19 protein-coding genes and 1 riboswitch are annotated in these 24,586 nt (G+C 65.8%); of the genes, 15 read left to right on the plus strand and 4 right to left on the minus strand.

Translation table 11 applies throughout. The features are described from left to right. Positions 1–8 precede the first annotated feature (8 nt). The 6 genes from DNA98_RS10415 (at position 9) to hemG (ending at position 6,278) form a co-directional block, all read left to right on the plus strand. Entirely contained in the window at positions 9–1,214 is a 1,206-nt protein-coding gene (locus DNA98_RS10415; protein WP_110530072.1) for a sensor histidine kinase KdpD, read from the plus strand. Beyond that, on the plus strand, positions 1,211–1,951 hold the full coding sequence (locus DNA98_RS10420; RefSeq protein ID WP_110530075.1) for a response regulator transcription factor: 741 nt from the start codon (positions 1,211–1,213) through the stop codon (positions 1,949–1,951). Before DNA98_RS10415 ends, DNA98_RS10420 begins: the two co-directional genes overlap by 4 nt. Then, positions 1,948–3,015 (plus strand): uroporphyrinogen decarboxylase, encoded by a 1,068-nt coding sequence (gene hemE / locus DNA98_RS10425; protein WP_110530078.1) that lies wholly within the window; start codon positions 1,948–1,950, stop codon positions 3,013–3,015. Before DNA98_RS10420 ends, hemE begins: the two co-directional genes overlap by 4 nt. Positions 3,016–3,024: 9 nt before the next feature. Continuing rightward, positions 3,025–3,813: a chlorite dismutase family protein gene (locus DNA98_RS10430; RefSeq protein WP_110530081.1), complete on the plus strand. Its 789-nt coding sequence runs from the start codon at positions 3,025–3,027 to the stop codon at positions 3,811–3,813. 126 nt (positions 3,814–3,939) lie between these two features. Further along, positions 3,940–4,896, plus strand: coding sequence for a ferrochelatase (hemH, locus tag DNA98_RS10435; protein ID WP_110530084.1), 957 nt, complete (start codon positions 3,940–3,942; stop codon positions 4,894–4,896). Beyond that, a complete protein-coding gene (hemG, locus tag DNA98_RS10440; RefSeq protein WP_110530087.1) occupies positions 4,893–6,278 on the plus strand; it encodes a protoporphyrinogen oxidase in 1,386 nt (461 codons plus the stop codon). The genes hemH and hemG overlap by 4 nt, the downstream gene beginning before the upstream one ends. Here the strand turns inward: hemG and DNA98_RS10445 are convergent. Both DNA98_RS10445 and DNA98_RS10450 read right to left on the minus strand, forming a co-directional pair. Beyond that, positions 6,253–7,380, minus strand: coding sequence for an ABC transporter permease (locus tag DNA98_RS10445; RefSeq protein WP_110530090.1), 1,128 nt, complete (start codon positions 7,378–7,380; stop codon positions 6,253–6,255). The two genes, hemG and DNA98_RS10445, sit on opposite strands and share 26 nt — an antisense overlap. Positions 7,381–7,404: 24 nt before the next feature. Beyond that, entirely contained in the window at positions 7,405–7,839 is a 435-nt protein-coding gene (locus DNA98_RS10450) for a 3D domain-containing protein (RefSeq protein ID WP_110530093.1), read from the minus strand. A gap of 531 nt (positions 7,840–8,370) precedes the next feature. Between DNA98_RS10450 and DNA98_RS10455 the strand changes: the two genes are divergently transcribed. Beyond that, positions 8,371–8,712 (plus strand): Asp23/Gls24 family envelope stress response protein, encoded by a 342-nt coding sequence (locus DNA98_RS10455; RefSeq protein WP_110530095.1) that lies wholly within the window; start codon positions 8,371–8,373, stop codon positions 8,710–8,712. Between the two features lie 32 nt (positions 8,713–8,744). Further along, on the plus strand, positions 8,745–10,346 hold the full coding sequence (locus DNA98_RS10460) for a DAK2 domain-containing protein (RefSeq protein ID WP_110530098.1): 1,602 nt from the start codon (positions 8,745–8,747) through the stop codon (positions 10,344–10,346). A 7-nt stretch (positions 10,347–10,353) separates the two neighbouring features. Here the strand turns inward: DNA98_RS10460 and DNA98_RS10465 are convergent, their stop codons facing one another. Continuing rightward, positions 10,354–11,751: a S8 family serine peptidase gene (locus DNA98_RS10465; RefSeq protein ID WP_233493178.1), complete on the minus strand. Its 1,398-nt coding sequence runs from the start codon at positions 11,749–11,751 to the stop codon at positions 10,354–10,356. Positions 11,752–11,897: 146 nt separating this feature from the next. Further along, a riboswitch (cyclic di-GMP riboswitch) is annotated at positions 11,898–11,983 on the minus strand. A gap of 129 nt (positions 11,984–12,112) precedes the next feature. Between DNA98_RS10465 and DNA98_RS10470 the strand changes: the two genes are divergently transcribed. The 6 genes from DNA98_RS10470 to DNA98_RS10520 all read left to right on the plus strand — a co-directional run bounded on the left by DNA98_RS10470 (position 12,113) and on the right by DNA98_RS10520 (position 22,779). Beyond that, positions 12,113–13,189: a TRAP transporter substrate-binding protein gene (locus tag DNA98_RS10470; RefSeq protein ID WP_110530683.1), complete on the plus strand. Its 1,077-nt coding sequence runs from the start codon at positions 12,113–12,115 to the stop codon at positions 13,187–13,189. A gap of 36 nt (positions 13,190–13,225) precedes the next feature. After that, positions 13,226–15,700: a hypothetical protein gene (locus DNA98_RS10475; RefSeq protein ID WP_110530101.1), complete on the plus strand. Its 2,475-nt coding sequence runs from the start codon at positions 13,226–13,228 to the stop codon at positions 15,698–15,700. A 61-nt stretch (positions 15,701–15,761) separates the two neighbouring features. Continuing rightward, positions 15,762–16,145, plus strand: a complete 384-nt coding sequence (locus DNA98_RS10480) for a response regulator transcription factor (RefSeq protein ID WP_110530103.1) — start codon at positions 15,762–15,764, stop codon at positions 16,143–16,145. Between the two features lie 49 nt (positions 16,146–16,194). Next, positions 16,195–20,790, plus strand: coding sequence for a PAS domain S-box protein (locus tag DNA98_RS17680; protein ID WP_146237989.1), 4,596 nt, complete (start codon positions 16,195–16,197; stop codon positions 20,788–20,790). After that, entirely contained in the window at positions 20,787–21,248 is a 462-nt protein-coding gene (locus tag DNA98_RS10515; RefSeq protein WP_110530106.1) for a response regulator, read from the plus strand. The genes DNA98_RS17680 and DNA98_RS10515 overlap by 4 nt, the downstream gene beginning before the upstream one ends. A 1-nt stretch (position 21,249) precedes the next feature. Beyond that, positions 21,250–22,779: a hybrid sensor histidine kinase/response regulator gene (locus tag DNA98_RS10520; RefSeq protein WP_158531636.1), complete on the plus strand. Its 1,530-nt coding sequence runs from the start codon at positions 21,250–21,252 to the stop codon at positions 22,777–22,779. Between the two features lie 98 nt (positions 22,780–22,877). Here DNA98_RS10520 and ald read toward each other — a convergent pair whose 3' ends face one another. Continuing rightward, positions 22,878–23,990 (minus strand): alanine dehydrogenase, encoded by a 1,113-nt coding sequence (ald, locus tag DNA98_RS10525; RefSeq protein WP_110530113.1) that lies wholly within the window; start codon positions 23,988–23,990, stop codon positions 22,878–22,880. A 108-nt stretch (positions 23,991–24,098) separates the two neighbouring features. Between ald and DNA98_RS10530 the strand changes: the two genes are divergently transcribed. Then, on the plus strand, positions 24,099–24,563 hold the full coding sequence (locus tag DNA98_RS10530; protein WP_110530116.1) for an Lrp/AsnC family transcriptional regulator: 465 nt from the start codon (positions 24,099–24,101) through the stop codon (positions 24,561–24,563). Positions 24,564–24,586: the final 23 nt, after the last annotated feature.

Consider the following 24,586-nt stretch of genomic DNA (forward strand, 5'->3'; position numbering starts at 1 on the left):
AGGACGAGATGGCGGGGAAAGCCCCGGGAGAAAAAGCGTTCCTCTTCCCTCTTCCGCGCCGCCAACGGCTTCTCACCCCCGTCCGAAGCCGCTACCCCTGGGTCTGGGTGGCCTTCGGCCTGGTGGTGCTGTTCCTGGTGGCCCAGGTGAGCTGGTGGATGATCTTCCAACGCCAGCTGATTCAGCAGAGCATCGCCTACGCCGAGACCACCTGGCTGCAAGAGGCCGCGCTGGTGCAACGCCTATGGTCGGCCTCGGACCCCGCTGAACGGGAGGCGCTGGCCCGGGAGCTACACGAGCAGTTCCCTCAACTGCGAATCGAGGGCGATACGGTCTCGGTGGACCCTGAGCGGCTGGCCACCTACCGCAACGCCCAACTGCGTCACCTGCGCATGCTGGCCTTCGAGGGGCCCTTCTTCTTGTTGGTGGCCTTGCTGGGCTTATACATCATCGGGCAGGCCCTGCGCCGCGAGCAAGACCTCAAGCGGCGGCAGCAGAACTTTTTGATGGCGGCCACCCACGAGTTTCGCACCCCTATCAGCACCGTGCGCCTTTTGGCACAGACCCTCGAGCGCCGCGAACTGCCGCGGGAAAAACAGCTTGGCTATCTGGCCCATATGCACCAAGAACTCTCCCGGTTAGAAGCCCTCACCGAGCGGCTTTTGGCCACCGCCCGGCTCGAGGCCCGGCTCAGCCCCACCCGGCTCTCGCGGCTGGAGCTAGGCCAGGTGGTGGCGGAACTCCTGCAACGCCAGCGGGGCGGGCTGGAGGCACGGGGAGCGGTGATCGTGCTCGAACCCGCCAAGGACTCGCTCCTGGTCGAGCTCGATGAGGAGGCCTTTGGTATCGTGCTCTCCAACCTGCTCGACAACGCGATCAAATATACCCCAGGCCCAGAAAAACCCGTGTGGATCCGGCTTGAGCGCCAGGGTAACGAGGCCTTGCTGCACGTCGAGGACCGAGGCTCAGGCGTGGACACCGAGGACTTGCCTTATATCTTTGATCCCTTCTACCGCTCGGGGAACGAGTTGACCCGCGAGGTCCCGGGGCTGGGAATCGGGCTGTACCTGGTCAAAGCGATTATGGAACTCTTGAGAGGAACCATTGCCTGCACACCGTTGGAACGCGGAAGCCGCTTCACCTTGAGGTTACCCCTGGTCGAGGGAGAACCTCCTGGCGCCGCTCTCGAGCACGCCAAGGGAGGGAGGGCATGAGGCAGCGGGTGCTAATCGTCGAGGATGAGCGGGTGCTAGCCGAGGTACTGGCCGACAACCTGCGCGAGGAGGGGCTCGAGGTGACCGTCGCCCGCGATGGCGAGAGCGCTTTACGGCTGTGGCAGTGCTTCCAGCCGGACTTGGTGATCTTGGACGTGATGCTCCCGCGCCTTTCAGGGCTCGACGTCTGCCGCCGGATGCGTACCCAGGGCGACCGCACCCCGGTGCTTTTCTTGAGCGCCAAGGGCCAACCCGAGGAGCGGGTGGAAGGGTTGCGGGCGGGCGGAGACGACTATATGGGCAAGCCTTTTCACCTTCCCGAGTTGCTGCTGCGGGTGCAGAACATGCTCTCTCGGCTCCAGTGGGGCCGGGAAGAGGTGACCCCGGCGGAACTCAGCTTTGGCGGGCACCAGGTGGACTTCCGCACCTGGAACGCGACGCTGGCCGATGGCCGGGTGGAGCCCTTGGGGGAACGCGAGATCGGCATCCTCAAGCTGTTCGCCGAGCGGGCCGGGGAGGTGGTGAGCCGCGACGAGATCCTGGATCGGGTATGGGGCGGGGACATCTTCCCCAGCAGCCGCACCGTGGATAACTTCATCGTGCGCTTGCGTAAACTCTTCGAACCCGACCCGGCCCACCCGATCTATCTGCATACCGTCTGGGGGGTGGGCTACCGCTTCACCCCGGAGGGCGCTGGCTCCCAATCCCCACACAAACCCGCCCAGGAGTCGGCATGATGGCAGCTCCCCCAGCCCCGGACAACTCGCCCGCCGCCCCTTTGTTCCTTCGCGCAGCCTGGGGCGAGGACACCCCTAGGGCCCCCATCTGGGTGATGCGCCAAGCTGGACGCTACCTGCCTGAGTACCTGGCGGTAAAGGCCAAGGCCAGCTTTTGGGAGATGGTGCGCACCCCTGAGCTGGCCGCCGAGGTGACCTTGCAGCCCCTGCGGCGCTTCCCGCTGGATGCAGCCATCCTCTTCAGCGACATCATGACCCCCCTGAGCGCGATGGGGGTGCGGATCGAGTTCAATCCGGGCCCCCTCATCGCCGAGCCCATCCGCTCGTTGCGGCACATCGAAGCTTTGCGGGTTCCCGAACCCGAGGAGATCGCCCCTTTTGGAGAAGAGGCTATCCGGCTGGTGCGGCGCGAGCTCGAGGGCAAAAACATCCCCCTGATCGGCTTCGGGGGGGCTCCGCTGACGCTGGCGACGTACCTGATTCAAGGTTCCGGCTCCAAGGAGTACGAAGCGTTCCGGGCTTTTTTGCGTCAGGAACCTGCCGCGGCCCATACCCTGTTGGAGAAACTCACCGCGGTCTCGATTCGCTACCTGCAAGGCCAGCTTCGGGCTGGAGCCCAGGCCATCCAGCTTTTCGACTCCTGGGCTGGCCTATTGGACGAGGCTACCTACCGCGCGTTCGCTCTGCCTTATACCGCCCGGGTGCTCGAGGCCCTGGCAGGATGGGGAGCCCCCCGCATCTACCTGGCGGTGGGGGCCTCCCACCTGTACCCGGCGATCGCCGAACTCCCCCTCGAGGTGGTGAGCGTGGACTGGCGGCTAGGCCTGGAACGCATCCGCCCCTGCTTCCCCCGGCGCACCCTGCAAGGGAACCTCGACCCAGCGGTGCTGCTGGCTCCCCCGGAGGTCATCGCCCAGGAAGCCCACCGGGTGCTGCGGGCCGGGCTTGGCGGGCCCCACATCTTCAACCTGGGGCACGGCATCCTGCGCCAAACCCCCCCCGAGCACCTGGCCCACTTGATCGAAGTCGTGCACGCCTTTGACCGGACGGCCGAACAAAGCTAGGAGAAAACCATGGCACAACCCTACGAAGAAAAGCGCGAATACCAAGAAAAGCCCACCCGCCGCACAGTGGACATGGACCCGGCCGGGCTCATCACCCGCAAGGCCCCCGACCAAGCCAAACGGCAGTTCCTCAACTACAGCTTCTACAAGCTCTTGCCGGAGTTCCGCCGGTTGCCGCGAGGCGAGATCGCGGAGGCCAAGGCCGAGTTTGCCGGGGTACTCGAGCGCTGGGCGGGTCGGGGCGAGGGGTTCATCCTGCGCAGCTACAGCCTGGTGGGAACCCGCGCCGACGTGGACTTCATGCTCTGGCGCATCTCCTTCGACGTGCGCGACTTCCAGGCCATGCAGGCCGAGCTCAACCGCACCCGCCTGGCTGGTTACCTGACCCAGCCCTACTCCTTCCTCTCCATGCAGAAGCGCTCGATCTACGTCGATCGCTTCAACCCCGAGGGCGAGGGGGTTCACCTGCGACCCGGGGAGGGCCGCTACCTCTTCGTCTACCCCTTCGTGAAGACCCGAGCCTGGTACAACCTCTCCCCCCAGGCCCGCCAGGGCATGATGGACGAGCACATCTACGTCTCGGCCCCTTTCACCGGGGTCACGCTCAACACCAGCTACTCCTATGGCATCGACGACCAGGAATTCGTGGTGGCCTTCGACTCCAACTACCCCCAGGAGTTCGTGGACTTAGTGCAGCGCCTGCGTTTCACCGAGGCCAGCCTCTACACCCTGCGCGACACCCCGATGTTCACCTGCGTGAAGAAGGAGATCCGGGAGGTGCTCGACGACTTAGCCTGAGCACGTGGCGATGGCCGCTGGGGGCAAAACGCCAGGCGCTGGCAATTCGGGATTTCTGGCGTTTTGCGTCTGGCGTATCGCGTACGACGTAAGACGCATGACCTACGACCCTAAAAGGACCCAACCATGAACGTACTGCTGATGGCCTACGGCACCCCCTACCGGCGCCGCGAGATCGAAGCCTACTACACCGACATCCGCCGGGGTCGGCCCCCGACGAAGGAGTTGCTGGAGGAGCTCGAGGAGCGCTACCGCCGCATCGGACGCAGCCCCCTCAACGAGATCACCTACGCCCAGGCGGTGCGGCTCGAGGCCGCCCTCAACGCCTCCTTGCCGCTTTTCCCCGAGCCCCTCGCCGCTTCGCCCGGCCCCCGGGTGCGGGGGCCAGCCCGGGTGTACCTGGGCACCAAGCACTGGCATCCCTTCATCAAGGAAACGGTACAGGCCATGGCCCAGGACGGGGTGAGGCGGGCGGTGGGCATCGTCGCCGCGCCCCACTTCTCGGCCCGCAGCATCGCCGAGTACCAAGAGAAGGTCCTGCAAGCCCTGACCGAGCTGGGCAACCCCTTCGAGATCCGCTTTGTGGAGGAGTACTACGACCACCCCGGCTACATCCGGGCCCTCGCTACGCGGGTGGGGGAACAGCTCTGGCGGCTCGTCGAGCCCCAACAAGCCCTCTTCCTCTTCACCGCCCACTCGATCCCGGAAAAAGCGGCCCAGGACGGGCGCTATCCGGGGCAGATTCGATCTACGGCGGCGCTCGTCGCCCAAGCCTTGGGCTTGGCGCACTGGGACACCGCCTGGCAGTCGGCAGGGCGCACCCCCGAGCCCTGGATCGGGCCAGACATCAACCAAAAGCTCGAGGAGGCCGCAGCGGCGGGCTACCGCGAGGTGGTGGTAACGGCGGTGGGCTTCCCCAGCGATCACCTCGAGGTCTACTACGACCTCGACTACGAAGCGCAGAACACCGCGCAAAAGCTGGGGATTCGCCTGTTGCGCACCCGCAGCCTCAACGCCGATGCAGACTATATCGAGGTGCTGCGCGACATCGTGACGCGCAAGTGGAGGGAATTCGAGCCATGAGCCGGCTAGTCGTCATCGGCGGCGGCATGGCCGGTTTATCCGCCGCCTACACCGCCCGCAAAGCCAACCCGGCCCTCGCCATCAGCCTCCTCGAGGCCGGTCCCCGGCTGGGGGGCAAGGTGCTGACCCACACCGAGGACGGGTTTTTGCTGGAAGGCGGCCCCGACGCGGTGGTGCGGTACAAACCCTGGGCTATCGAGCTGATGCAGGAGCTGGGGCTCGAGGGCCAGCTGGTGGGGACCCTCCCGGCCAACCCCTCGGCCCTGATCCACGACGGAAAACGGGCTTTGCCGATCCCTGCGGGGTTGCAGATGGTGGTCCCCGGCGACCTCTGGGCGCTGGCGAAAACCCCGTTGCTATCCCCCTTCGGCAAGGCGCGAGCCCTCCTCGATCTGCTGTTGCCGAAAGGCCTGGAAGAGGACGAAGCCTTCGGAGACTTTACCCGGCGCCGCCTGGGCAACCAGGCGTGGGAGCGCCTGGCGGCCCCGTTATCGGGCGGGATCTACGGGGGTGACCCCGCTGAACTCTCCACCCTAGCCGCCTTCCCCCAGCTCAAGGAACTCGAGCGCACCCACGGCAGCCTGATCCGAGGCGCCCTCGAGCAGCGAAAAAAGCGGGGCACCCGCGAAGCCGGGGGGCTTTTCGCCTCGCTGCGCGGGGGATTGGGCACCTGGGTGGAGGCCATCACCGGGGAGCTCGAGGGGGTGCAGGTGTACCCCAACACCCCTGTAACCGGCCTCGAGCGCCGCCCCGAGGGCTGGCGCGTTTATACGTCCCAGGGCTACCAGGAAGCCGCCGCGGTGATCTTGGCGCTCCCCGCCAGCGCGGCAGCGCGGCTGCTAGAACCCCTTCATCCCTCCGCGGCCCAGGCCTTGGGAGAGATCCCCTATGGCGACTCGGCTACGGTCTCGCTGGCCTTTCCCGCCGAGAAGATCCCCCCCCGGGTGGGCCACGGGATGCTGATGGCGGCTGGGCAGGGCTTCCACGTGCGGGGCTTTACCTGGACCGACCAGAAGTGGGCCGCTCGAGCCCCTCAGGGCTACGCCTTGGTGCGGGCCTATTTCTCTGGGGTTAGCGCCCACGAAGCCGAGCTCACCCAGATGGCCCTAGCCGACCTGGAGCGGCTGTGGGGCCGGGTCCCCGCGCCCGAGCGGCGCTGGGTCTTCCGCTGGAGCGCAGGCCTGCCCCGCTATACGCTGGGCCACCTACAGCGGGTGCAGGTGGCTATGGAGGCCGAACGGCTGGCGGGGCTGTTCCTGGCCGGGGCCGCCTACGGGGGGGTAGGCTTGCCCGAGGTGGTGCGCATGGGTCGCGCCAAGGCCCTCCAGGCGGTGGCCTTTCTGGGCCGCGGAACCCCTAGCGCAGCACCTCACCCGGCTTGACCCCGAGCGCCCGCCAAAGCGGCAACAGCGAAGCCAGCAGCACCACCCCCAGGCTCATCAGCGAGACCCAGACAAAATCCCCCAGTCGGAGCTGGGCCGGTAGCCCGCTGATGAAGTACAGCTCGCCGGGGATGCGCACCGGGTTGAGGGCGAAGTAGGTGGAAAGCCCGTAGCCGAGCAGGTTCCCCAGGGCAACCCCGGCCGCGCCGAGGATCAACCCCTCGAGCGCGAACACCCCGGCCACCTGTAAGCCCCCCGCTCCCATCACCCGCAAAAGGGCGATGTCGGGGGTTTTTTCCACCACCGCCAGCACCAGCACGTTGGCCATGCCCAGCGCCGCCACCGCGACGATCAAAAACACCACGATCCCGATGACCCGCTTTTGCAGGGCCAGCTGCTCGATGAGGGTACGGTTGAGGCTTTGCCAGGTCTGGGCGAAGTAGTGGGTGCCGGAGAGCCGCTGGGCCACCCGAGGGGCTTGCTCGGGATCCCTGAGCAGCACCTGGTAACCGCTGAGGCCTTGGGGTTGATCGGTAAGCCGCCGCACATCCTCCAGGGTGGCGAAAGCATTTCCCGCGTCGAGCAGGGCGTTGCCGGTGCGAAAAGTCCCGGCCACCTCGAGCGAGAGACGCTCCTGGCTCACCGAGAGCAGGAAAATCCGGTCTCCCGGGAAGGCCCCCAGCTGTCGGGCCAGCTCAACGCCTAAGATGATGCTTCCCGGTTTCAAGCCGGAGAGGTCGAGGCGGGGGTACACCCGCTGCGCCCCCGCCCCCAAGCCCCACACGGTAGCGACGTCTATTCCCGCTTGCTGCCCCAGGGTCGCCCGGCGGGTGAGCAGCGCCTTGGTGACCAGGTATGGGGTCTGGGCCACCACCTCGAGGTCGGGCTGGGGGGGTGGGGCATTCCGGGGGTCGAGGGCTTGCAAGAAGATGTGTGGCACCCCGCGCAAGGTGGCCTCTATGAGCCCCTGGGTAAAGCCGTTGGTGAGGGAAAGGGCGGTGGTGAGCACCATGACGCCCACCGCTACCCCTAACAAGGTGGCGAGGCTTTGCGTGCGGCGGTAGCGCAGGTGGCGCAGGGCCAAGAACCAGACAAAACGCATCCCAGCCCAGGATACCGCAGGCCCCTACCGACCCACCTGCAACACCGTCACCCGCACGGTGCGCACGCCAAAGCGAAAGGCTGTGCTGCGATCGGGTAGCCATACATCGATGCGGCCGCGCTGGCGCGGGTGCATGGTGTCTTCTACCACAAACACAGTATCCCGAAAGAGGTAGTTGAACTGCCCCCGCCCCCCTCGGACGGTGCCCAGGTCTTCGAGCCGGACCTTGGAGCCGTAGGGAAGCAAACCCAACAAGTCGCGGCTCACCGCGATGATGCCGACCCTGGTCCGGGCCCCGGTAGCGGTGATGCGGGGGGTAGGGTCGGTTTCTCGTACGCTCGAGGTGTAAGCGGTGGCGGTAAGGATGTAAGCTCGAGGAGCCTGGGCCAATCCCGCGTTTACAATCACCAGCCCCAATATCCACCAAAAAAAACGTACGGCGATCAATCGTCGTACCATAGATGCCCTAAAGGCTAGACGGCCTCTACAAGGAGAGCCTAAGAAGGCTGCATATACATCCTCATTATTCAGTCACCTTTTTTCTCACTTGATTTTCATATTTTGCGAAGAATCCCATACCTAACAGGCTCGTCCGTCGGATCGTTAAAGTGAGGCTCAGATTAAGCACGCCCCTTCCCTCTCATCCGGGGGTATACGCCGTGGTGTTTACAAATTTAGGGGCGGCGATCCGGTTCTATGATCTTTTTGCCTCCCAGACAGGTTTTCCTGCTGTTTCGCCGTGGGCGAAATGCATATTCGTTCGCCCCTCAATCTAATCTAGAGGATGACCACCGCATCTAGCGCTCTGCCGGGCTGGGCCTCAGCGATGGACCAAACGCAGCGGCTACGGGTCGCCAGCTATCAAGGCCGGCTCGGGCGGCCAGTCACAGCGCGGGCCTGCTTGGAGGCTGCGGTGAGGGTATACTGTCTCAATAGTTGAGTCGTCGTCAGCCTCGAGCCCGCTTCGGGCTCGCTCGATGGGAGGAAAGTTTGAAAGGCAACATCAACGTAAGCGAAGGGGCGCTGGCCGCCATTTTGGGGCTGGCGGCCCATGAAGTGCCGGGGGTGGTGGGGATGAGCCCGGCGGGCATCCGGGAGAGCATCAGCCGCATCCTGGGCCGGGCTGAGGCCAACGAGGGGGTGGTGGTCAAACCTGACCCCACCGCGCCAGGCAAGTACCAGGCCGACTTGTATGTGGTGGTGGCCTTCGGTGCGCGCATTCCCGCGGTGGTGGACTCCATCGGGGAGCGGGTGTCTTGGGCGGCCAAGAGCCTCGCCGGGGTGGAGATCTCCCTGGTGCGGGTGCACGTGGTGGGGGTGAGCCGTGGTTAGAACCCGCCCGCCCCTCCCGATAGGAGGTCCTCGTGCCTGAACGCCTCTCCCCCGCCGAACTGGCCCAAGCCTTCCGCTATGCCACGGATTGGTTTGCGGTGTACCTCGAGGAAATCAACGCCCTCAACGTCTATCCGGTTCCCGATGGGGACACCGGCACCAATATGCACCTCACCCTGCAGTCCCTACGGCGCGAGCTCGACATGGTAGACACCACGCGCATGGCCGAGGTGGCCCGGGCCATCAGCTACGGTTCGCTCTTAGGGGCGCGGGGCAACTCCGGGGTCATCACCTCGCAGATCCTCAAGGGTTTCTCGGAAGCGATAAAAAAAGCCGAGGCCCTCACCCCCCAAACGCTCGTCGAAGCCCTCGAGGAGGGCACCCGCACCGGATATAAGGCGGTGATGAAGCCGGTGGAAGGGACCATCCTCACCGTGGCCCGCTACGCCTCAGAAGGCGCCCGCAACGCCCTCGAGGAGGGAGCGAATAGCCTGGAAGCGGTACTCTCGAGGGCGTTGGAGCAAGGCCGCCTCGGCCTCGCCGAGACCCCCAAGCTGCTTCCGGTACTCCAGCAGGCCGGGGTGGTAGATGCGGGCGGAGCCGGGTATCTGCACATCTTGGAGGGACTGCATGGCTTCTTGCTGGGCCTTCCGCTGCCCGAACCACCCAAGGTGGAAAAGTACGCCCAGACCCAGTTCGTCCAGGAGGACTTCGGCTACTGCACCGAGTTTTTGATGGAAGGGGTACGGGTGCCTATTGAGGAGATTCGCCAAGCGGTCTCGAGCTTCGGCGATTCCCTTTTGGTGGTGGGCGCAGAAGGCTATGTCAAGGGCCACATCCACACCAACGATCCGGATGCCCTCTTGAGCGCGGTAGCCCGCTACGGCAAGATGGTGCGCACCAAGGTCGAGGATATGTCGCTACAGCACACCGAGATCCTGGGCATGGCCGGGGCCGCCGAGGAGGCTCCTCCGCCCACCGGTCTGGTGGTGGTGGCGGCGGGATGGGGATTGGTGAAGGCATTCCGCAGCCTGGGGGCGCGGGTGGTGGCCGGGGGGCAGACCGCCAACCCCAGCGTGCAGGACATCCTCGACGCGATCAAAAGCCTGCCCAACCCGCATGTGATCGTCCTGCCCAACAACGCCAACGTTCTGATGTCGGCTCAGCAAGCGGCCAAACTGGCGGAGGAGGAGGGGAAACACATCCACGTGTTGCCTACCAAGACCATGGGGCAAGGTTTGGCCGCGGCGGTGATGTACCAACCCGACATGGAGCCCACTGAGCTGTTGGGCGATATGGAAAAAGCCATGAACCGGGCGGTGACCCTCGAGGTCACCCGGGCTAGCCGCGACGCCACCATCGAGAACCTGGAGGTCAAGGAGGGGCAGCCCATCGGCCTCAAGGACGACAAGCTGGCCCTGGTGGCCGCCACCCCCGAGGAGGCCCTATTGGGGCTGGTTCGACTGGCCAAGGACGCCTCCCACGAGATCATGACCCTCTTCCACGGCCCAACCGTGGAGAAGCCGGGGCTCGAGGCGCTCGCGGAGCAGATATCCCGGGCCTTTCCTGACCTTAGCTTGGAAATCCACCCCGGCGGACCTGACCTTTATGACTATCTGGCGGTGCTCGAATAGGGGCCAATTAGAAGCACCCGGCATTGCCGGGGTTCACCACCTGGGCCGCGTCCACCAAGCCATAGCCGGTTTGCGGCTCCCAGCCGTTGGGCCCGTGCTGGGCGGCGCTGCGCAGGCAACGGCGCACCGCATCCAGGCGTTGGGCGGCGGGCTGGGGCTTTCCCAAAGCGTTCTGCTGGTATAGGTAAAGCGCCACCACGCTGCTGATAAAAGGGGCCGCGAACGAGGTGCCAAAGCCGTTGGCATATTCTCCTTCCTGCCGTCCGCTGAGGACGGTGATCTCGCTCCCAGGGGCCATGAATGCAAGCTCCTGACCATAGTTGGAAGCGGCGCCTTGGCTCCAAACCGCCCGCGAACGGGTCAGGTCGGTAGCCCCCACGGCGATCACCCAGGGGGAAGAGGCGGGGTAGTCTATAGCGTCGGCCCCTTCGTTGCCGCTGGCCGCTACTACCACCAATCCCTTCTGGGTGGCCTGCTCGAGCACCGCCTCCAGGTAAGGGTCACGAAAACCCCGGCTTTGGGGAGCGGCCAGGGCCAGAGAGAGGTTTAGGACCTGCGCCGGGTAAGGATTGACAAAACTCTGCCCGCCGATGGTGGTTACCCCCAAGGCGTACTCCACCGCTTGGGCGATCTGCAAAGTACCGGCCTGCCCGTGGGCGTCAAAGATCTTGAGGGGGAGTACCTGCGCCAGGTTGTAGGCTGCTCCGGCTAGCCCCCACCGGCGGTCAGTAACCGCCGCGATAACCCCGGCTACGGCGGTGCCGTGGTTGCGCCCGGCCCAGTCGCCTGGCGTAACCCGCCCCTGAACCGGCTGGGGCGCTGCCAGGTCGTCCCCCACCAGGTCCAGCCAGCTGGCAGAGGGGGTGAGGTTAGGTCTCAGATCGGAGCGTTCGGCGTAAAAGCCGGTGTCGGCGACCGCTACCACTGGCCTGGCACAGCCGGGGGTAAGCTGCCTCCAGGCTTCCTCTAGATTTAACTGCGCGAAGATAGGGCGCTGGTTGAGCACATAGTCGGGGCTATCCGGGGGAACCGCAAGGCCGGTGGGACGGTAGAGGTACTCGGGCTGGACATAACGGGCCCCACCCCGCAACAGCGCCTGTGCAGCCTCGAGCTCGGCGCCGGGGCGCACGGCGTAAAGCTGCCAGCCCTGCGCCCCCGCCAGCTGTAGGGGGCGAACCTCCAGCCGCTCGAGCTCGGGCCACGCGGCGCTTTGCAAGCGCACGCCCTCCTGGTAAACGATAACCCGTCCCGGCACGTGGGGCAGATCAAAACGCCCCACCCCCTGCACAGCCGGACGCAGCACTTCCGGTGCTGCCGCCGCCCGGAGGCACCCCCCCGCCGGCGCCAGCGGAACCTCTGCGCTTTGCAAAGCCGAGGAACAGCCCGCCAGCAGGCCCGCCCACAACAGCCATGCTCCCCACCTGGCCGCGCGCCCAAAGGTAGCGCGGGGCCCTTCCTTCAAGCCCGAAGCGCGTCGATATAACCGATGTAACAAAGGATTTTCCCAAAGCTTACGCACCCCGACCACCTCCTGTGGTGGGGTGCAACCGGGCGGTGTTCGGCCGGTTGCACCACTGGCTCCCTGTGCCCCTTGGTGCCCACGTTGGGTAACACAGTTCTTCGCCTCCGAACTCCCCGCGGGTATATCCCGCTAGAGCCTGTCTACCAGTCTGCCCGGCGGGGGTTGCATCAGGGTTGTACCTATATCTCGGGTTGTCCTTAAAGCGCGCCGAATGGTAACTTGGGCGTACACCCAGGAGGTTCACATGCAAAGGCGTGATCTCATCAAGAAGGCGGGCGTGGGTTTGGCGGCAAGCCTCTCATACTCGGCCCTCGCCCAAGCCACCCCCCAGGTACGCTGGCGGATGGTCTCCAGCTACCCCAAGAGCCTGGACACCCTCTACGGAGGCGCCGAGGATCTGGCCAAGCGGGTCGCCGAGCTCACCGAGGGCCGCTTCCAAATCCGCGTTTACCAGGCGGGAGAGATCGTCCCCGGAGGGCAGGTGCTGGACGCTGTCCAAGGCGGCACGGTGGAAGCGGGCCACACTTACGGACCCTTCTACGTGGGCAAGAACCCCGCCCTGGCCTTTGACGGAGGGGTCCCCTTTGGCATGACCTACCGGCAGCACAACGCCTGGATGTACTTCGGCGGTGGGCTGGAACTGCTGCGATCCCTCTACGCGGACTACGGGGTGATCCAGTTCCCCGGGGGCAATACCGGCACCCAGATGGGGGGCTGGTTTCGCAAAGAGGTCAGGTCCTTGGCGGACCTCAAGGGCTTGCGGATGCGCATCCCCGGCCTGGGTGGGCTGGTGATGGGGCGGCTAGGGGTGGTGCCGCAAACCCTGGCGGCGGGGGACATCTACCCCGCCCTGGAGCGCGGCGCCATTGACGCCACCGAGTTCTCCGGACCCTATGACGATGAGAAGCTGGGCTTTTACAAGGTGGCCCGCTACTATTACTACCCCTCCTTCTGGGAGCCCTCCGCCCAGCTCTCTTTCCTCGTCTCCCAGCGGGAGTGGCAACGGCTGCCCAAAGAGTTCCAAGAAGCCTTTCAGGTGGCTGCTACCGAGGTCAACCTCACCATGATGGCCAAGTACGACGCCCAGAACCCACCCGCCCTGCAACGGCTGCTCAAAGGAGGGGTGCTCTTGCGGAAGTGGCCCCTCGAGATCATGCGCAAAGCCCAGGAGGAGGCCAAAGCCCTCTACGAGGATCAGGCGGCGAAAGACGCCACCTACCGGGAGATCTACACCAGCTACCGTAAATTCCTCGAGCTCGAGTACCGCTGGTTCTCCGTGGCCGAGCTGGGTTTCGAGCAGTTCGCTTTCCCCGGAGTATAAACACCGCGGCGGCGTTTACAGATGTAAAAAAAGGGTGTGGACGCGTGGCTTTCCCGCCATCTCGAGGCCATCCGCCGACACCCCGGCCCGCTCATCCTGGAGGGCGAGCCCGGATGGGGGGCCCCGTACCTCATCGCGGCCCTGAACGAGCGGCCTTTGGTCTGGCTCGAGCTCAACCCCCGCGACGCCAAGGACCCGGTGGTACAGGGCAACAAGCTGGCCGAAGCCGTGGCCCGGGCCCTGGGGAGCCCCCTGTTTGGCTACGCCATGCCCTACGATTACGGGCTCTCGGTGCTGCATAACCACCTGGAGCTGCTAGGGCCTTTCACCTTCGCCCTCTCGGGGGCCGAGTACGGGGTCGGGCTGGCCCGCGGCCTGCTGGGGCTAGGCCGCGCCGGGAGCCGGGTGATCCTGCACTTTTCCCACCTCCCCGCAGAATTCCGTCCACCCGCCGGGAGCCTGCGGCTAGGCCCAGAGCAGCTCGCCCTCACCTACGAGGAAGCCGCCGCCCTTGCCCAAGGCGGCGTGCACCGGGAGCAGCTCGAGACCCTCTTGGAGTCGAGCGGGCGGGCTTACGAGCGCTTTTTGTTGCTGCTCGATGCCGCGCGCGGCCTCTTTGGACCCCGCGCCAGACCCAGCCCGCGCGGGCCGCGCCCTTTATCCGGGGAAGCGTCGGCCACCACCGAGGAGCAAGCCCAAGCCCTTTTCCACGCCCTAACCCAGCAACGACGCTGGATTGAGGCCCTCGAGCTGGCCAGCGCCCAACTGCCCCACCAGATCGCCCAGGCCCTCGAGCCCGCCGCCCAGGTTATGTGGACCCGGGGCACCCTCGAGCTGCTGCAACACCTGCTCCGCCGCCTTCCCTCCGACCCTCAGGTGCTCCGTTGGCGGCTGGCAGCAGCGCTCGAGCAAGACCAGGAAGCCGAGCTATTGCCCCAGGTCGAAGCCCTTTTGCAGCAGGAGGAGGCCCCGGAGCTGCGGGCGCTGTACGCTTTGGCCCTTTACCGCCGGGGCGATCTGGAAGCGGGGATACACCAAGCCCGCCGGGCTGCCGAGGCCGCAGCCACCCCGCTGACGTTACACCACTGGGGCTGGATGTGCACCCTGCTGGACCCCACCCAAGCCCTGCACGTCCTCACCGAGGCCCTGCGGTTAGCCGAGCGGCAACAAGACCGTTACCACACCGTTCTGTGCAGCCTCTCCCTCTCCCAGACCTTCAACGCGCTGGGGCGCTACGAGGAGGCGGCGGATTGGGCCGAGTGGGGGCTCAACCTGTACCGGCACGAAGGGCTGGGGCACGACGGCCTGCGGCTGCGGCTTTTGCTCGAGTGGGCCGCCAGCCGCATCCTGCTGGGGCAAACGGCAGGTCTCGAGGAGCGCCTAAAGCAGGAAAGCCCTCCCCTTGAAAGCGCCGGCTCTGGGCTTAGCGCCCTTTTTCGCAGCACCTTGGCCGATCTTTACCTGAGCCAGGGGCAAGCCGAGCAAGCCGAGCGGATCTACGCCGAGCTGGCGCAGACCACCCGTCGCCGCGAGGAATACGTCGCCCGCGCCAACCTCTGGGCGCGGGCGCTGTTGGAATGCGGGCGGGCAGAAGAGGCCCTGCAAGTGGCCCGACGGGCTTTGCGGCTGGCCGAAGGGCTGCCGCCTTTTTTTCGCCGCCACGCCCAGCTCGCCCACGGGATGGTCCTCAGCCTGCGCGACCCAGCCCAAGGGAAAGAGATCTTGCAGAAGGTGCTGCCCGAGCTGCAAACCCCGCTGCTGGCCTCTCGGCTGGCCCAGGCCGGGCTCTACCTGGCCCGCGCCCAGCTGACCCTAGGGGAGGCTGCCGCCGCCGAGGCCACCTTGAAGTCTATCCGTAGCTTCCTAACCCCGGGGGGGGCTGGGTATCTGGCCGGCCCCGAGGAAGCGTTCCGTCCCACGCTGGCCCTGCTATGGAAAGAGCACTTCGACCTCGAGCTGGAGTTTCTGGGAGGAATCCGGGTGATCCACCCCCGGCTCGCCAACCCCTGTCGGCTGCGCTACGCCGAGCTGATGGCGGTTTTGGCCCTGCACCCAGCGGGATTGAACCTAGAAGCCCTCACCCTGGCGGTCTACGGTGAAACGGCCAGCCCCCAAACCGCCAAGGCCGACCTCTCCCGGCTGCGGGGGGAAGGCGTAGGGATCGAGAGCAAGCCTTACCGGCTCGCCGGTCGCTTCCGGGCGGACTTCCTCGAGGTCACCCGGCTGCTCCAACAAGGCCAGGTACGCAAAGCCCTGGGGCTGTACCGCGGCCCGCTCCTTCCCGGTTCGGAAGCCCCGGCGGTGGTCGAACAGCGCGAAGCGCTGGAGGAGAAGCTGCGCCAAGCCGTGCTGGCCTCGGGCGACCCCGAGGCGGTGTGGCTGCTCGCCGAGCGCCTAGCCCAGGACCTCGAGCTGTGGGAGCGGGCGCTCGAGCTGCTCCCTAGCGGCGACCCCCGGCGGGTCTTGGCCAGGGCCCAGGTCGAGCGGCTGCGGCGCGACTGGGGGGCGTAAACCCTTCTCCTCAGCTAGCCCTCAGCTAGATATGGGTCTAATACGGTTTGCTTAGGAGACGATGAACGACCCCCGGTGCATCCTAGTAGTAGACGACGACCCCTCCGTGCGCGGCTTTCTGCGGCGGGGATTTTCGCTCGAGGGATATACAGTCCAGCTCGCCACCTCGGGAGAGGAAGGCCTTAACTTGGCGGAGGCCGCTTCACCGGCCCTGGTAATCCTGGACCTGATGATGCCCGCCCTCGACGGATACCAGACCCTTTCGCGGCTGCGGGTGCACAACCCCGACTTACCGGTGCTGCTGCTCTCGGGCCAGGACGACCCTGAAGCGCGCGACCGGCTGTTGCAAGCCGGAGCAGACGCCTACCTGACCAAGCCGGTGGGCTTTGCGGAGTTGCTGGCCGAGGTGCGGCGGCTGACGGAGGGCCCGGATGCGACCGATTGAGCGCCCACCGGGGGTCTTGCGCTTGCTATGCTGACGCTCGAGGTGCACTTTGGAACCCACCCGCCCAGATGAAGCCAGCCTAACGGCGCTCAATCTAGCCGATGCCTTGCCATACCCGGTCTGGGTGCTAGAAGGGGAAAAGGTATTCCTCAATCGGAGCTTTAGCGAGTTCTCCGGCTTACCCACCCCGTCGCCGGGCCATCTAGAGGAGGTGCTGCGCCAAGCCCTGCACCCCGACGACCAAGCGGCCTGGGCCAGGGCCTACAGCGGCGGCCAACCCCAAAACCTCGAGCTGCGCCTGCGTCGCCGCGATGGAGTCTACCGGCGGTTCGTCGCCCACCTGAGGCCGCTAGCGAAAACCGGTTGGGTGGTGAGCTACACCGAGCTGGACGGATCGGGCGAAGGGAGGGGCAGAGCCTACTTCGCACTGGACCGAAAGTGGCGCTTCACCCAGCTCGACCGCGAAGCCGAGCGGTTGTTGGGCCGCTCTCGCGAGGAACTGCTGGGCAAGGGGTTGTGGGAGGAGTACGCCGAGGCCACGGGGACCGAGTTCCACCGGCAGTGTACCCGCGCCATGCAGCAGGGGATCCCGGTGGCCTTCCAGGCTTACTTCCCCCCGCTGGGGGCCTGGTTCGAAGTGCAGGCCTATCCCGAGGACGAGGGGCTAGCGGTGTATGTGCAACCCGTCAACGGCCACGAACGCGCCGCAGCCGCCGAGCTCAAGTACCAGCAACTCTTTGAAACCGTACCGCTGGGGATCGTCTACCAAGACCGCGAGGGCCGCATTCTCTCGGCCAACCCGGCGGCCCAGCGCATCTTGGGGCTCACCCTCGAGCAGATGCGGGGTATGGCCTCTTTGGATCCGCGCTGGCGGGCCATCAAGGCCGATGGCAGCCCCTTCCCTGGCGAGGAGCACCCGGCCATGATAGCCCTGCGCACCGGCCAACCCGTACGCGACACGCTGATGGGGGTATTTCACCCCGCGCGGGGGGAGTACCGCTGGATCCTCGTGGATGCCGCCCCGCTGTTCGAAGACGAGACTGGCCGACCCTCGCAGGTGTATACGGTATTCCGCGACATCAGCGAACGCCGCCGGGTGGAGCAGGCCCTCCAGGAGAGCGAAAACCTCCTGCGGTTGACCCTGGAGTCCATCGGGGAGGGGGTCTACGGGATTGACGCCCAGGGACGCTGCACCTTCATCAACCCGGTGGCGGCCCGGCTGCTGGGTTACACCCCAAAGGAGGTACTGGGCCAGGAGATGCACGCCTTGATCCACCACCACCGCCCGGACGGTAGCCCCTACCCCCTCAAGGAGTGCCGTATCGCCCAGGCTTTGCGCGAGCGCCAGGGTTGCCGGGTGGAGGACGAGGTGTTCTGGCGTAAGGACGGTACCGCACTGGCGGTGGAGTACAACGCCCACCCCATCCTCGAGGGCGACCGGCTGCGAGGCGCGGTGATCAGCTTTGTAGACATCACCGAGCGCAAACAAGCCGAGAATGCCCTGCGCGAGAGCGAGGCGCGCTTTCGCGCCCTCAGCGAGAAGGCCCCGGTGGGCATCTACTACTCCGACCCCACCGGCTACAACTTCTACACCAACCCCAAGGCCCAGGAGATCGGGGGTTATACCCTCGAGGAGGGGCAAGGCTACGGCTGGATCGAGTACGTGCACCCGGAAGACCGGGAGTGGGCCTATGCCCAGAGCATGGCCGCCAAACGGGAGCAGCGTCCCTACGACCTCGAGTTCCGGTGGTTGCACAAAGATGGAAGCATCCGGCACAGCCGGGTGCTGGGGACACCCCTGTTTGATTCCAAGGGCACCCTGACCGGATACGTGGGCACCGTAGAGGACATCACCGAGCGGGAGCGGGCCGAAGAGGCCCTGCGGCGGAGCGAGGAACGCTACCGCAGCCTAGTCGAGGCCACCGCCCAGATCGTGTGGGATACCCCGGCCCACGGCGAGTTCGTACGCGAGCAGCCGGGCTGGGCGGCCTTCACCGGACAGCGTTGGGAGGAGTATCAAGGCTGGGGCTGGCTCGAGGCGGTCCACCCCGAAGACCGGGAGGCCACCGCCCGGGCCTGGAACCAGGCGCTGCGGGAACGGCAGCTCTATCAGATCGAGCACCGGCTGCGCCGTCATGACGGCGAGTACCGGCACATGCGGGTGCGGGCGGTACCGGTGCGCAACCCCGATGGCTCGGTGCGCGAGTGGGTCGGCCTACACACCGACATCACCGAGGAGAAGCAGGCCGAGCGGGCCACCGCCTACCTGGCCGCCGTCGTGGAGTCCTCTGCCGATGCGATCATCAGCAAGGACCTCAACGGGGTGATCACCGGCTGGAACCGGGGCGCCGAGGAGATGTACGGCTACAGCGCCGAAGAGATAGTGGGGCAGCCGGTGACGCGGCTCATCCCACCGCATCTGGTCGGGGAGGAGGAGAAGCTCCTCGAGCGGGTGCAGCGCGGGGAACGGGTAGAGCAGTACGAGACCCTGCGGCGGCGCAAGGACGGGAGCGACCTTTACGTATCGCTCACGCTCTCGCCGATCCGGGATCGGGCGGGCCGGGTGATCGGGGCCTCCAGCATCGCCCGCGACATCACCGAGCGGAAACTGGAAGAGGAAGGCCTGCGCTTCCTCGATCAGGCCAGCGTGGCTTTGGCGGCGAACTTAGATGTCGAGGAAACCCTGCGCCGGATCGCTCAGCTGGCCGTTCCGCGCTTGGCCGACTGGTGCAGCGTGAGCCTGCCCAACGCCGAGGGTAAGCTCGAGGCCCTGGAGATCGCCCACCCCGACCCCGAGCGGGTACGGCTGGTGCGGGAGCTGGCGGCGGAGTACCCGGAAGATCCCGAGGCCCCCGGCTTCGGTGCCCGGCTCATGCGCACCGGGCAGTACTTGCTGGTGCCGGAGGTCAACGACGAGATGCTCCGGGCGGTAGCCCGCGACGAGCGACACCTCGAGCTCTTACGCAAGCTCGAGCTGGGCTCTGTGCTCCTCGTACCGATGCTAGCTGGAGGGGAAACAGTAGGGCTGATCGGGCTAGGGATGAACCGGGGGAGCCGCCGCTTCGGCGCGCGGGACTTGGCCCTGGCCCAGGAGCTGGGTCGCCGGGCTGGGGTGGCTTTGGCCCACGCCCGGCTTTACCGGCAGCTGCAAGAACGCGAGCAGGAGCTGCGCACCCTGGCCGAAACTATCCCTCAACTGGCCTGGATGGCCGATGAGGACGGCTACATCTTCTGGTACAACCAGCGCTGGTACGACTATACCGGCGCTACCCCTGCGGAGATGGAGGGCTGGGGCTGGCAAAAGGTGCACCACCCCGAGGTGCTGCCCAAAGTGATGGAGCGCTGGTTAGCGTCGTTGCGCACCGGACAGCCCTTCGAGATGGTCTTCCCTCTGCGCGGGCGGGATGGGCGCTTCCGCCAGTTCCTCACCCGGGTGGTACCTTTGCGCGACGAGAAGGGGCGGGTGGTGCGCTGGTTCGGCACCAACACCGACATCACCCAGCAGATCGAGACCGAAGAAGCCCTGCGCGAGTCGCAAAAACGCTACCGCTCGCTGATCGAGAACTACCCCGGCGGGACGGTGATCCTCTTCGATCAAAACCTGCGCTACCTGCTGGTGGACGGGCTGGGCCTGGCCGACATGGGCCTTTCGCGCGAAGAGCTGGAGGAGCGCACCGTCTATGAGCTATTCGAGCCGGAGCTGGCCGAACGGCTGGCCGGGCTGTACCGCCGGGCCCTGGCCGGCGAGCGGATGAGCGAGGAGGTGGGTTTCGGTGAGCGAACCTATCTGGTGTGGGTAGCCCCGGTGCGCTCGCCGGACGGACAAGTGCGCCAGGGGCTGGCTTTCACCCAAGACATCACCGAGCTCAAGCGGCTCGAGCGTGAACTACGAGAACTCAACGCCGAACTCGAGACCCGGGTAGCCCAGCGCACCGCCGAACTCGAGCGCTCCAACCGCGACCTGGAGCAGTTCGCCTACGTGGCCTCGCACGACCTGCAAGAGCCTTTGCGGATGATCTCTTCATATACTCAGCTCCTGGCTAAGCGCTACGCCGATAAGCTCGACGAGAAGGCCCACCAGTACATCCACTACGCCGTGGATGGGGCCGAGCGGATGCAGCGGCTCATCCAGGACCTGCTGGCCTACTCGCGGGTGGGCACCCGTGCCCAGGCGCTCGAGCCCACCGATGCCCAAAGCGTACTTCGGGAGACCCTGGAGAACCTCCAGTTCGCCCTGCGAGAAAGCGGCGCGGCGGTGGAGGCCGACCCTTTGCCCGTGGTGCTGGCCGACCGCAGCCAGCTCGGCCAGGTGCTACAAAACCTCATCGCCAACGCCGTAAAGTTCCGCCACCCGGAGCGTCCACTGCGTATACGCATAGGGGCAGCTCGCCAGGGGGAGATGTGGCGCTTCAGCGTAGAGGATAACGGGATCGGGATCGAAGAAGAATACTTTGAACGAATTTTCGTGATTTTTCAGCGGCTTCACGGGAAAGAAGACTATCCTGGCAGCGGGATCGGCCTGGCGATGTGCAAGAAAATCGTGGAGCGGCACGGCGGAAAGATCTGGGTGGAGAGCGTTTTGGGGGAGGGATCGCGTTTTTACTTCACCTGGCCCGCAGCCGAGGAGGAGAAGGAGCAGAAATGAGCGAAGGGACAGCGGTGGTCACCAACCTGGTCGAGATCTTGCTGGTCGAGGACAACCCCGGGGATGTCGAACTCACCCGGGAGGCCTTCGAGGAGGCCCGGGTCCACAACCGGCTGCACGTGGTGGAGGACGGGGTAGAAGCGCTGGCCTACCTGCGCCGCCAGGGCCGCTACGCCCAGGCCCCTCGACCCGATATTGTGCTGTTGGACCTTAACCTGCCCAAGAAAAGCGGGCTCGAGGTGCTGGCCGAACTCAAGCAAGACCCTGAGCTGCGGCGTATCCCGGTGATCGTGCTCACCACCTCCCAAGCCGAGGAAGACATCGTGAAAAGCTACCACGCCCACGCCAACGCCTATGTGACCAAGCCCGTAGACTTTGAGAAGTTCCTCGGGGTGGTGCGCCGTTTTGAGGACTTTTGGCTGGCGGTGGTGCGGCTGCCACCCAAGGAGGGAAAGTAGGGTGAGCCCCACACCCTCCATCCGGATCCTGCTGGTCGAGGACAACCCCGGCGACGCTTTCCTGGTGGAGGAACTGCTCTCCGAGGTGGAGGGGTTGTCGCTATCGGTGCGCCGGGCAGGGAGGGTGGCGGAGGCCCTGGAGGCGCTGGCCAACGCCCGCTTCGACGCGGTGCTTTTGGACCTATCCCTACCCGATGCCCACGGCCTGGAGGCAGTACACCGCCTGCGCGCGGCTCTACCCGAGGTCACCATCGTGGTGCTCTCCGGCCTGAACGATGAACAGACCGCTTTGCAGGCGGTGCGCGAGGGCGCTCAGGACTACCTGGTCAAGGGCCGAGTAGACGGGGAGGCCATCGCCCGAGCGCTGCGCCATAGCCTCGAACGCTCGCGCATCCAACTCGAGCTCGAGCACCAGCGCCGCTCGCTCGAGGCGCAGATGTCGCTGGCCATCGAGGCTGCGGGGATCGGGCTGTGGGAGTGGGATCTAGTCAAGGGTAAACCGCGCTGGTCGGAGGAGCAAGCCCGGCTTTTGGGCCTCGAGCCCCCGCAGGAGGGAGAGCCCATCGCGACCAAGCTTCGCGCCCTGCTGCGGGCCGTCCATCCCGACGACCGCAAGCGCCTGAAAAGCAAAGTGCGGCAGGTGCTCGAGGCGGGTGAACTCTACGAGGACGAGTTCCGGGTAGTCTTGTCGGGTGGGCAGGAACGCTGGCTGGCGGTGCGCGGACGGGTCTACCGCGACCGCAGCGGGCGGCCCACGCGCATGGCCGGGATCACCCTCGACACCACCCAGCGCCGCCTAGCCGAGGAGGCCCTGCGCCAAAGCGAAGCCCGCTTGCGCGAGATCAACCAGGCTCAGCAGCGCTTTGTGGCCGACGCCGCCCACGAGCTACGGGCCCCGCTCACGGCCATCCAGGGCAATCTGGAACTGCTCCACCGCTACCCCGAGATGTCCCCCCAGGACCGTATGGACTCGGTGGTCCAAGCCCTCCAGGAAGCCCGGCGGCTGGGACGACTGGTAGCCGATATGCTGGCCTTGGCCCGGGGCGATGCGGGGCACCGGCTCAAGCGCGAGTCCATCGAGCTAGACCGCGTGCTGCTGGAAGCCTTCGAAAGCGCCTGCCACCTCAGCCAGCAGCACCATCTTACCCATGAGCTGGAGCCGGTGCGGCTGGTGGGAGATCGGGATTACCTCAAGCAACTGGCGCTGATCCTGTTGGATAATGCGCTTAAATACACCCCTCCCGGGGGAAAGGTGCATCTAGCCCTCCTTCATCAGGGGGGCCACGCCGAGCTGCGGGTTTCAGACACCGGAAACGGGATCGCCCCCCAGGATCTCCCCCACGTCTTCGAACGCTTCTACCGCGCCGATCAGTCGCGCCGCCGCGACCCCGGGGGAAGTGGGCTGGGCCTTTCCATCGCCAAGTGGATCGTCGAGCAACACGGCGGGAAAATCCGGCTCGAGAGCGAACTCGGCAAGGGCACCACCGCCATCGTGTGGCTGCCTTTATCCGCAGGGCACAGCGCGCCTTAGTCGCCCCCATACCTCGCGCCGTAGGCCACCGGAGAGGCTTTATACCGCCCGAAGCGTTCCGCCAAGGGCCAGTGGAAAGCGCTTCGGGCAGAGGATTTCTACAACGTATTTAGCAAGGACTCTGCCGGGGTATAGGCCAGGCCGAAAGCCTCAGCCACCCCCCGATGGGTGCACTTTCCGGCGAAGGTGTTGAGTCCCTTTCTCAAGGCCGGGTCTTCGCGCAGGGCGTCCAGGCCCTTCTCGGCCAGCCGGATCAGGTAGGGCAGGGTCTGGTTGGTGAGGGCGAAGGTGGAGGTACGCGGCACCGCACCGGGCATGTTGGCTACCCCGTAGTGGACCACCCCGTCCACCACATAGGTGGGGTTGGCGTGGGTAGTGGGGTGGATAGTCTCCACACACCCCCCCTGGTCCACCGCCACGTCCACGATCACCGCGCCCTCTTTCATGCTCCCCAGCATCTCGCGGGTGACCAGCTTGGGGGCTTTGGCCCCGGGGATCAACACCCCGCCGATGAGGAGGTCGGCGTGCCGAATCGAGGATGCGATGTTGGCCTCGGTGGAGGCCAGGGTGATCACCCGCCCGCCAAAGATGTCGTCGAGGTACTGCAAGCGGGCTTTGGAAAGCTCTAGGATGGTCACCTGAGCGCCCATGCCCAAAGCGATCTTGGCGGCGTTGGTACCCACCACCCCCCCGCCGAGGATGACCACGCTGGCCGGGGCCACCCCAGGCACCCCGCCCAGCAGAACTCCTCGCCCGCCGTGGGGCTTCTCCAGGGCCGCGGCCCCCACCTGGGGAGCCATCCGGCCTGCGACCTCGCTCATCGGCAGCAGCAGCGGAAGCGATCCGTCCTCGAGCTGCACCGTTTCGTAGGCGATGGCGGTGGTTCCCCCGGCCAACAGGGCCTGGGTGAGCGCTTCGTCAGCGGCGAGGTGTAAGTAGGTAAAAAGCAGTAAGCCCTCGCGCAGGTAACGGTACTCCTCGGCGATGGGCTCCTTGACCTTGACCACCAAATCGGCGGCCCAGGCCTCCTCGGCGGGGACGATCTCGGCTCCGGCAGCCCGGTACTCGTCATCCGAGATTCCCGAGCCGACCCCGGCGTTATGCTGCACCCGCACCATATGGCCGCGCCGCACCAAGCTGGTAACCCCACCGGGCGTCAAGGCCACGCGATTCTCGAGCGTCTTGATCTCCTTGGGCACTCCGATGATCATGCTTCACCTCTTTTTCCGAAAGTGTAGGGCCTGGGTAGGGGCAAAGGAATGCCAAAGTTAAGGCTATATTGGAAGACTAGTTATGGTTTGTTAAGCTTAAGTGCAAATATGGCTTCCGATCCCCAAAAGCTGCTGGACCCTATCAACTTGGCTATCCTGCACGAACTGCAACAAGACGCCCGGCTTTCCTACAGCGAGCTAGGCCGACGGGTGGGGCTTTCTACCCCCGCCGTCACCGAGCGGGTGCGGCGGCTCGAGGACCGCGGAATCATCACCGGCTACGGGGCCCGGCTGGATCTGGCTCGCCTCGGCTACGAGATCACCGCCCTCATCGAGGTAGCGGCTCCCCCTAGCCGCTACCCCCAGGTAGTGGAGTTTGCCCGGGGTAAGCTCGAGGTGCGCGAATGCTACTTCGTGACCGGAGAGGCTTCGTTCGTGGCCCGGGTGGTGACACGCTCCATCGCGCACCTGCAAGAGCTCATCCAGCAGATGATGGTCTTCGGCAACACCCGCACCTCGGTGGTGCTGTCTACCCCCATCATCAAGGAAACCTTCGAACTGGGGCAGGGGTGACTTGATCTTTGGGGGATTGGGCT

It is taken from the genome of Meiothermus sp. Pnk-1, from assembly GCF_003226535.1.
Classification (GTDB): Bacteria; Deinococcota; Deinococci; order Deinococcales; family Thermaceae; genus Allomeiothermus.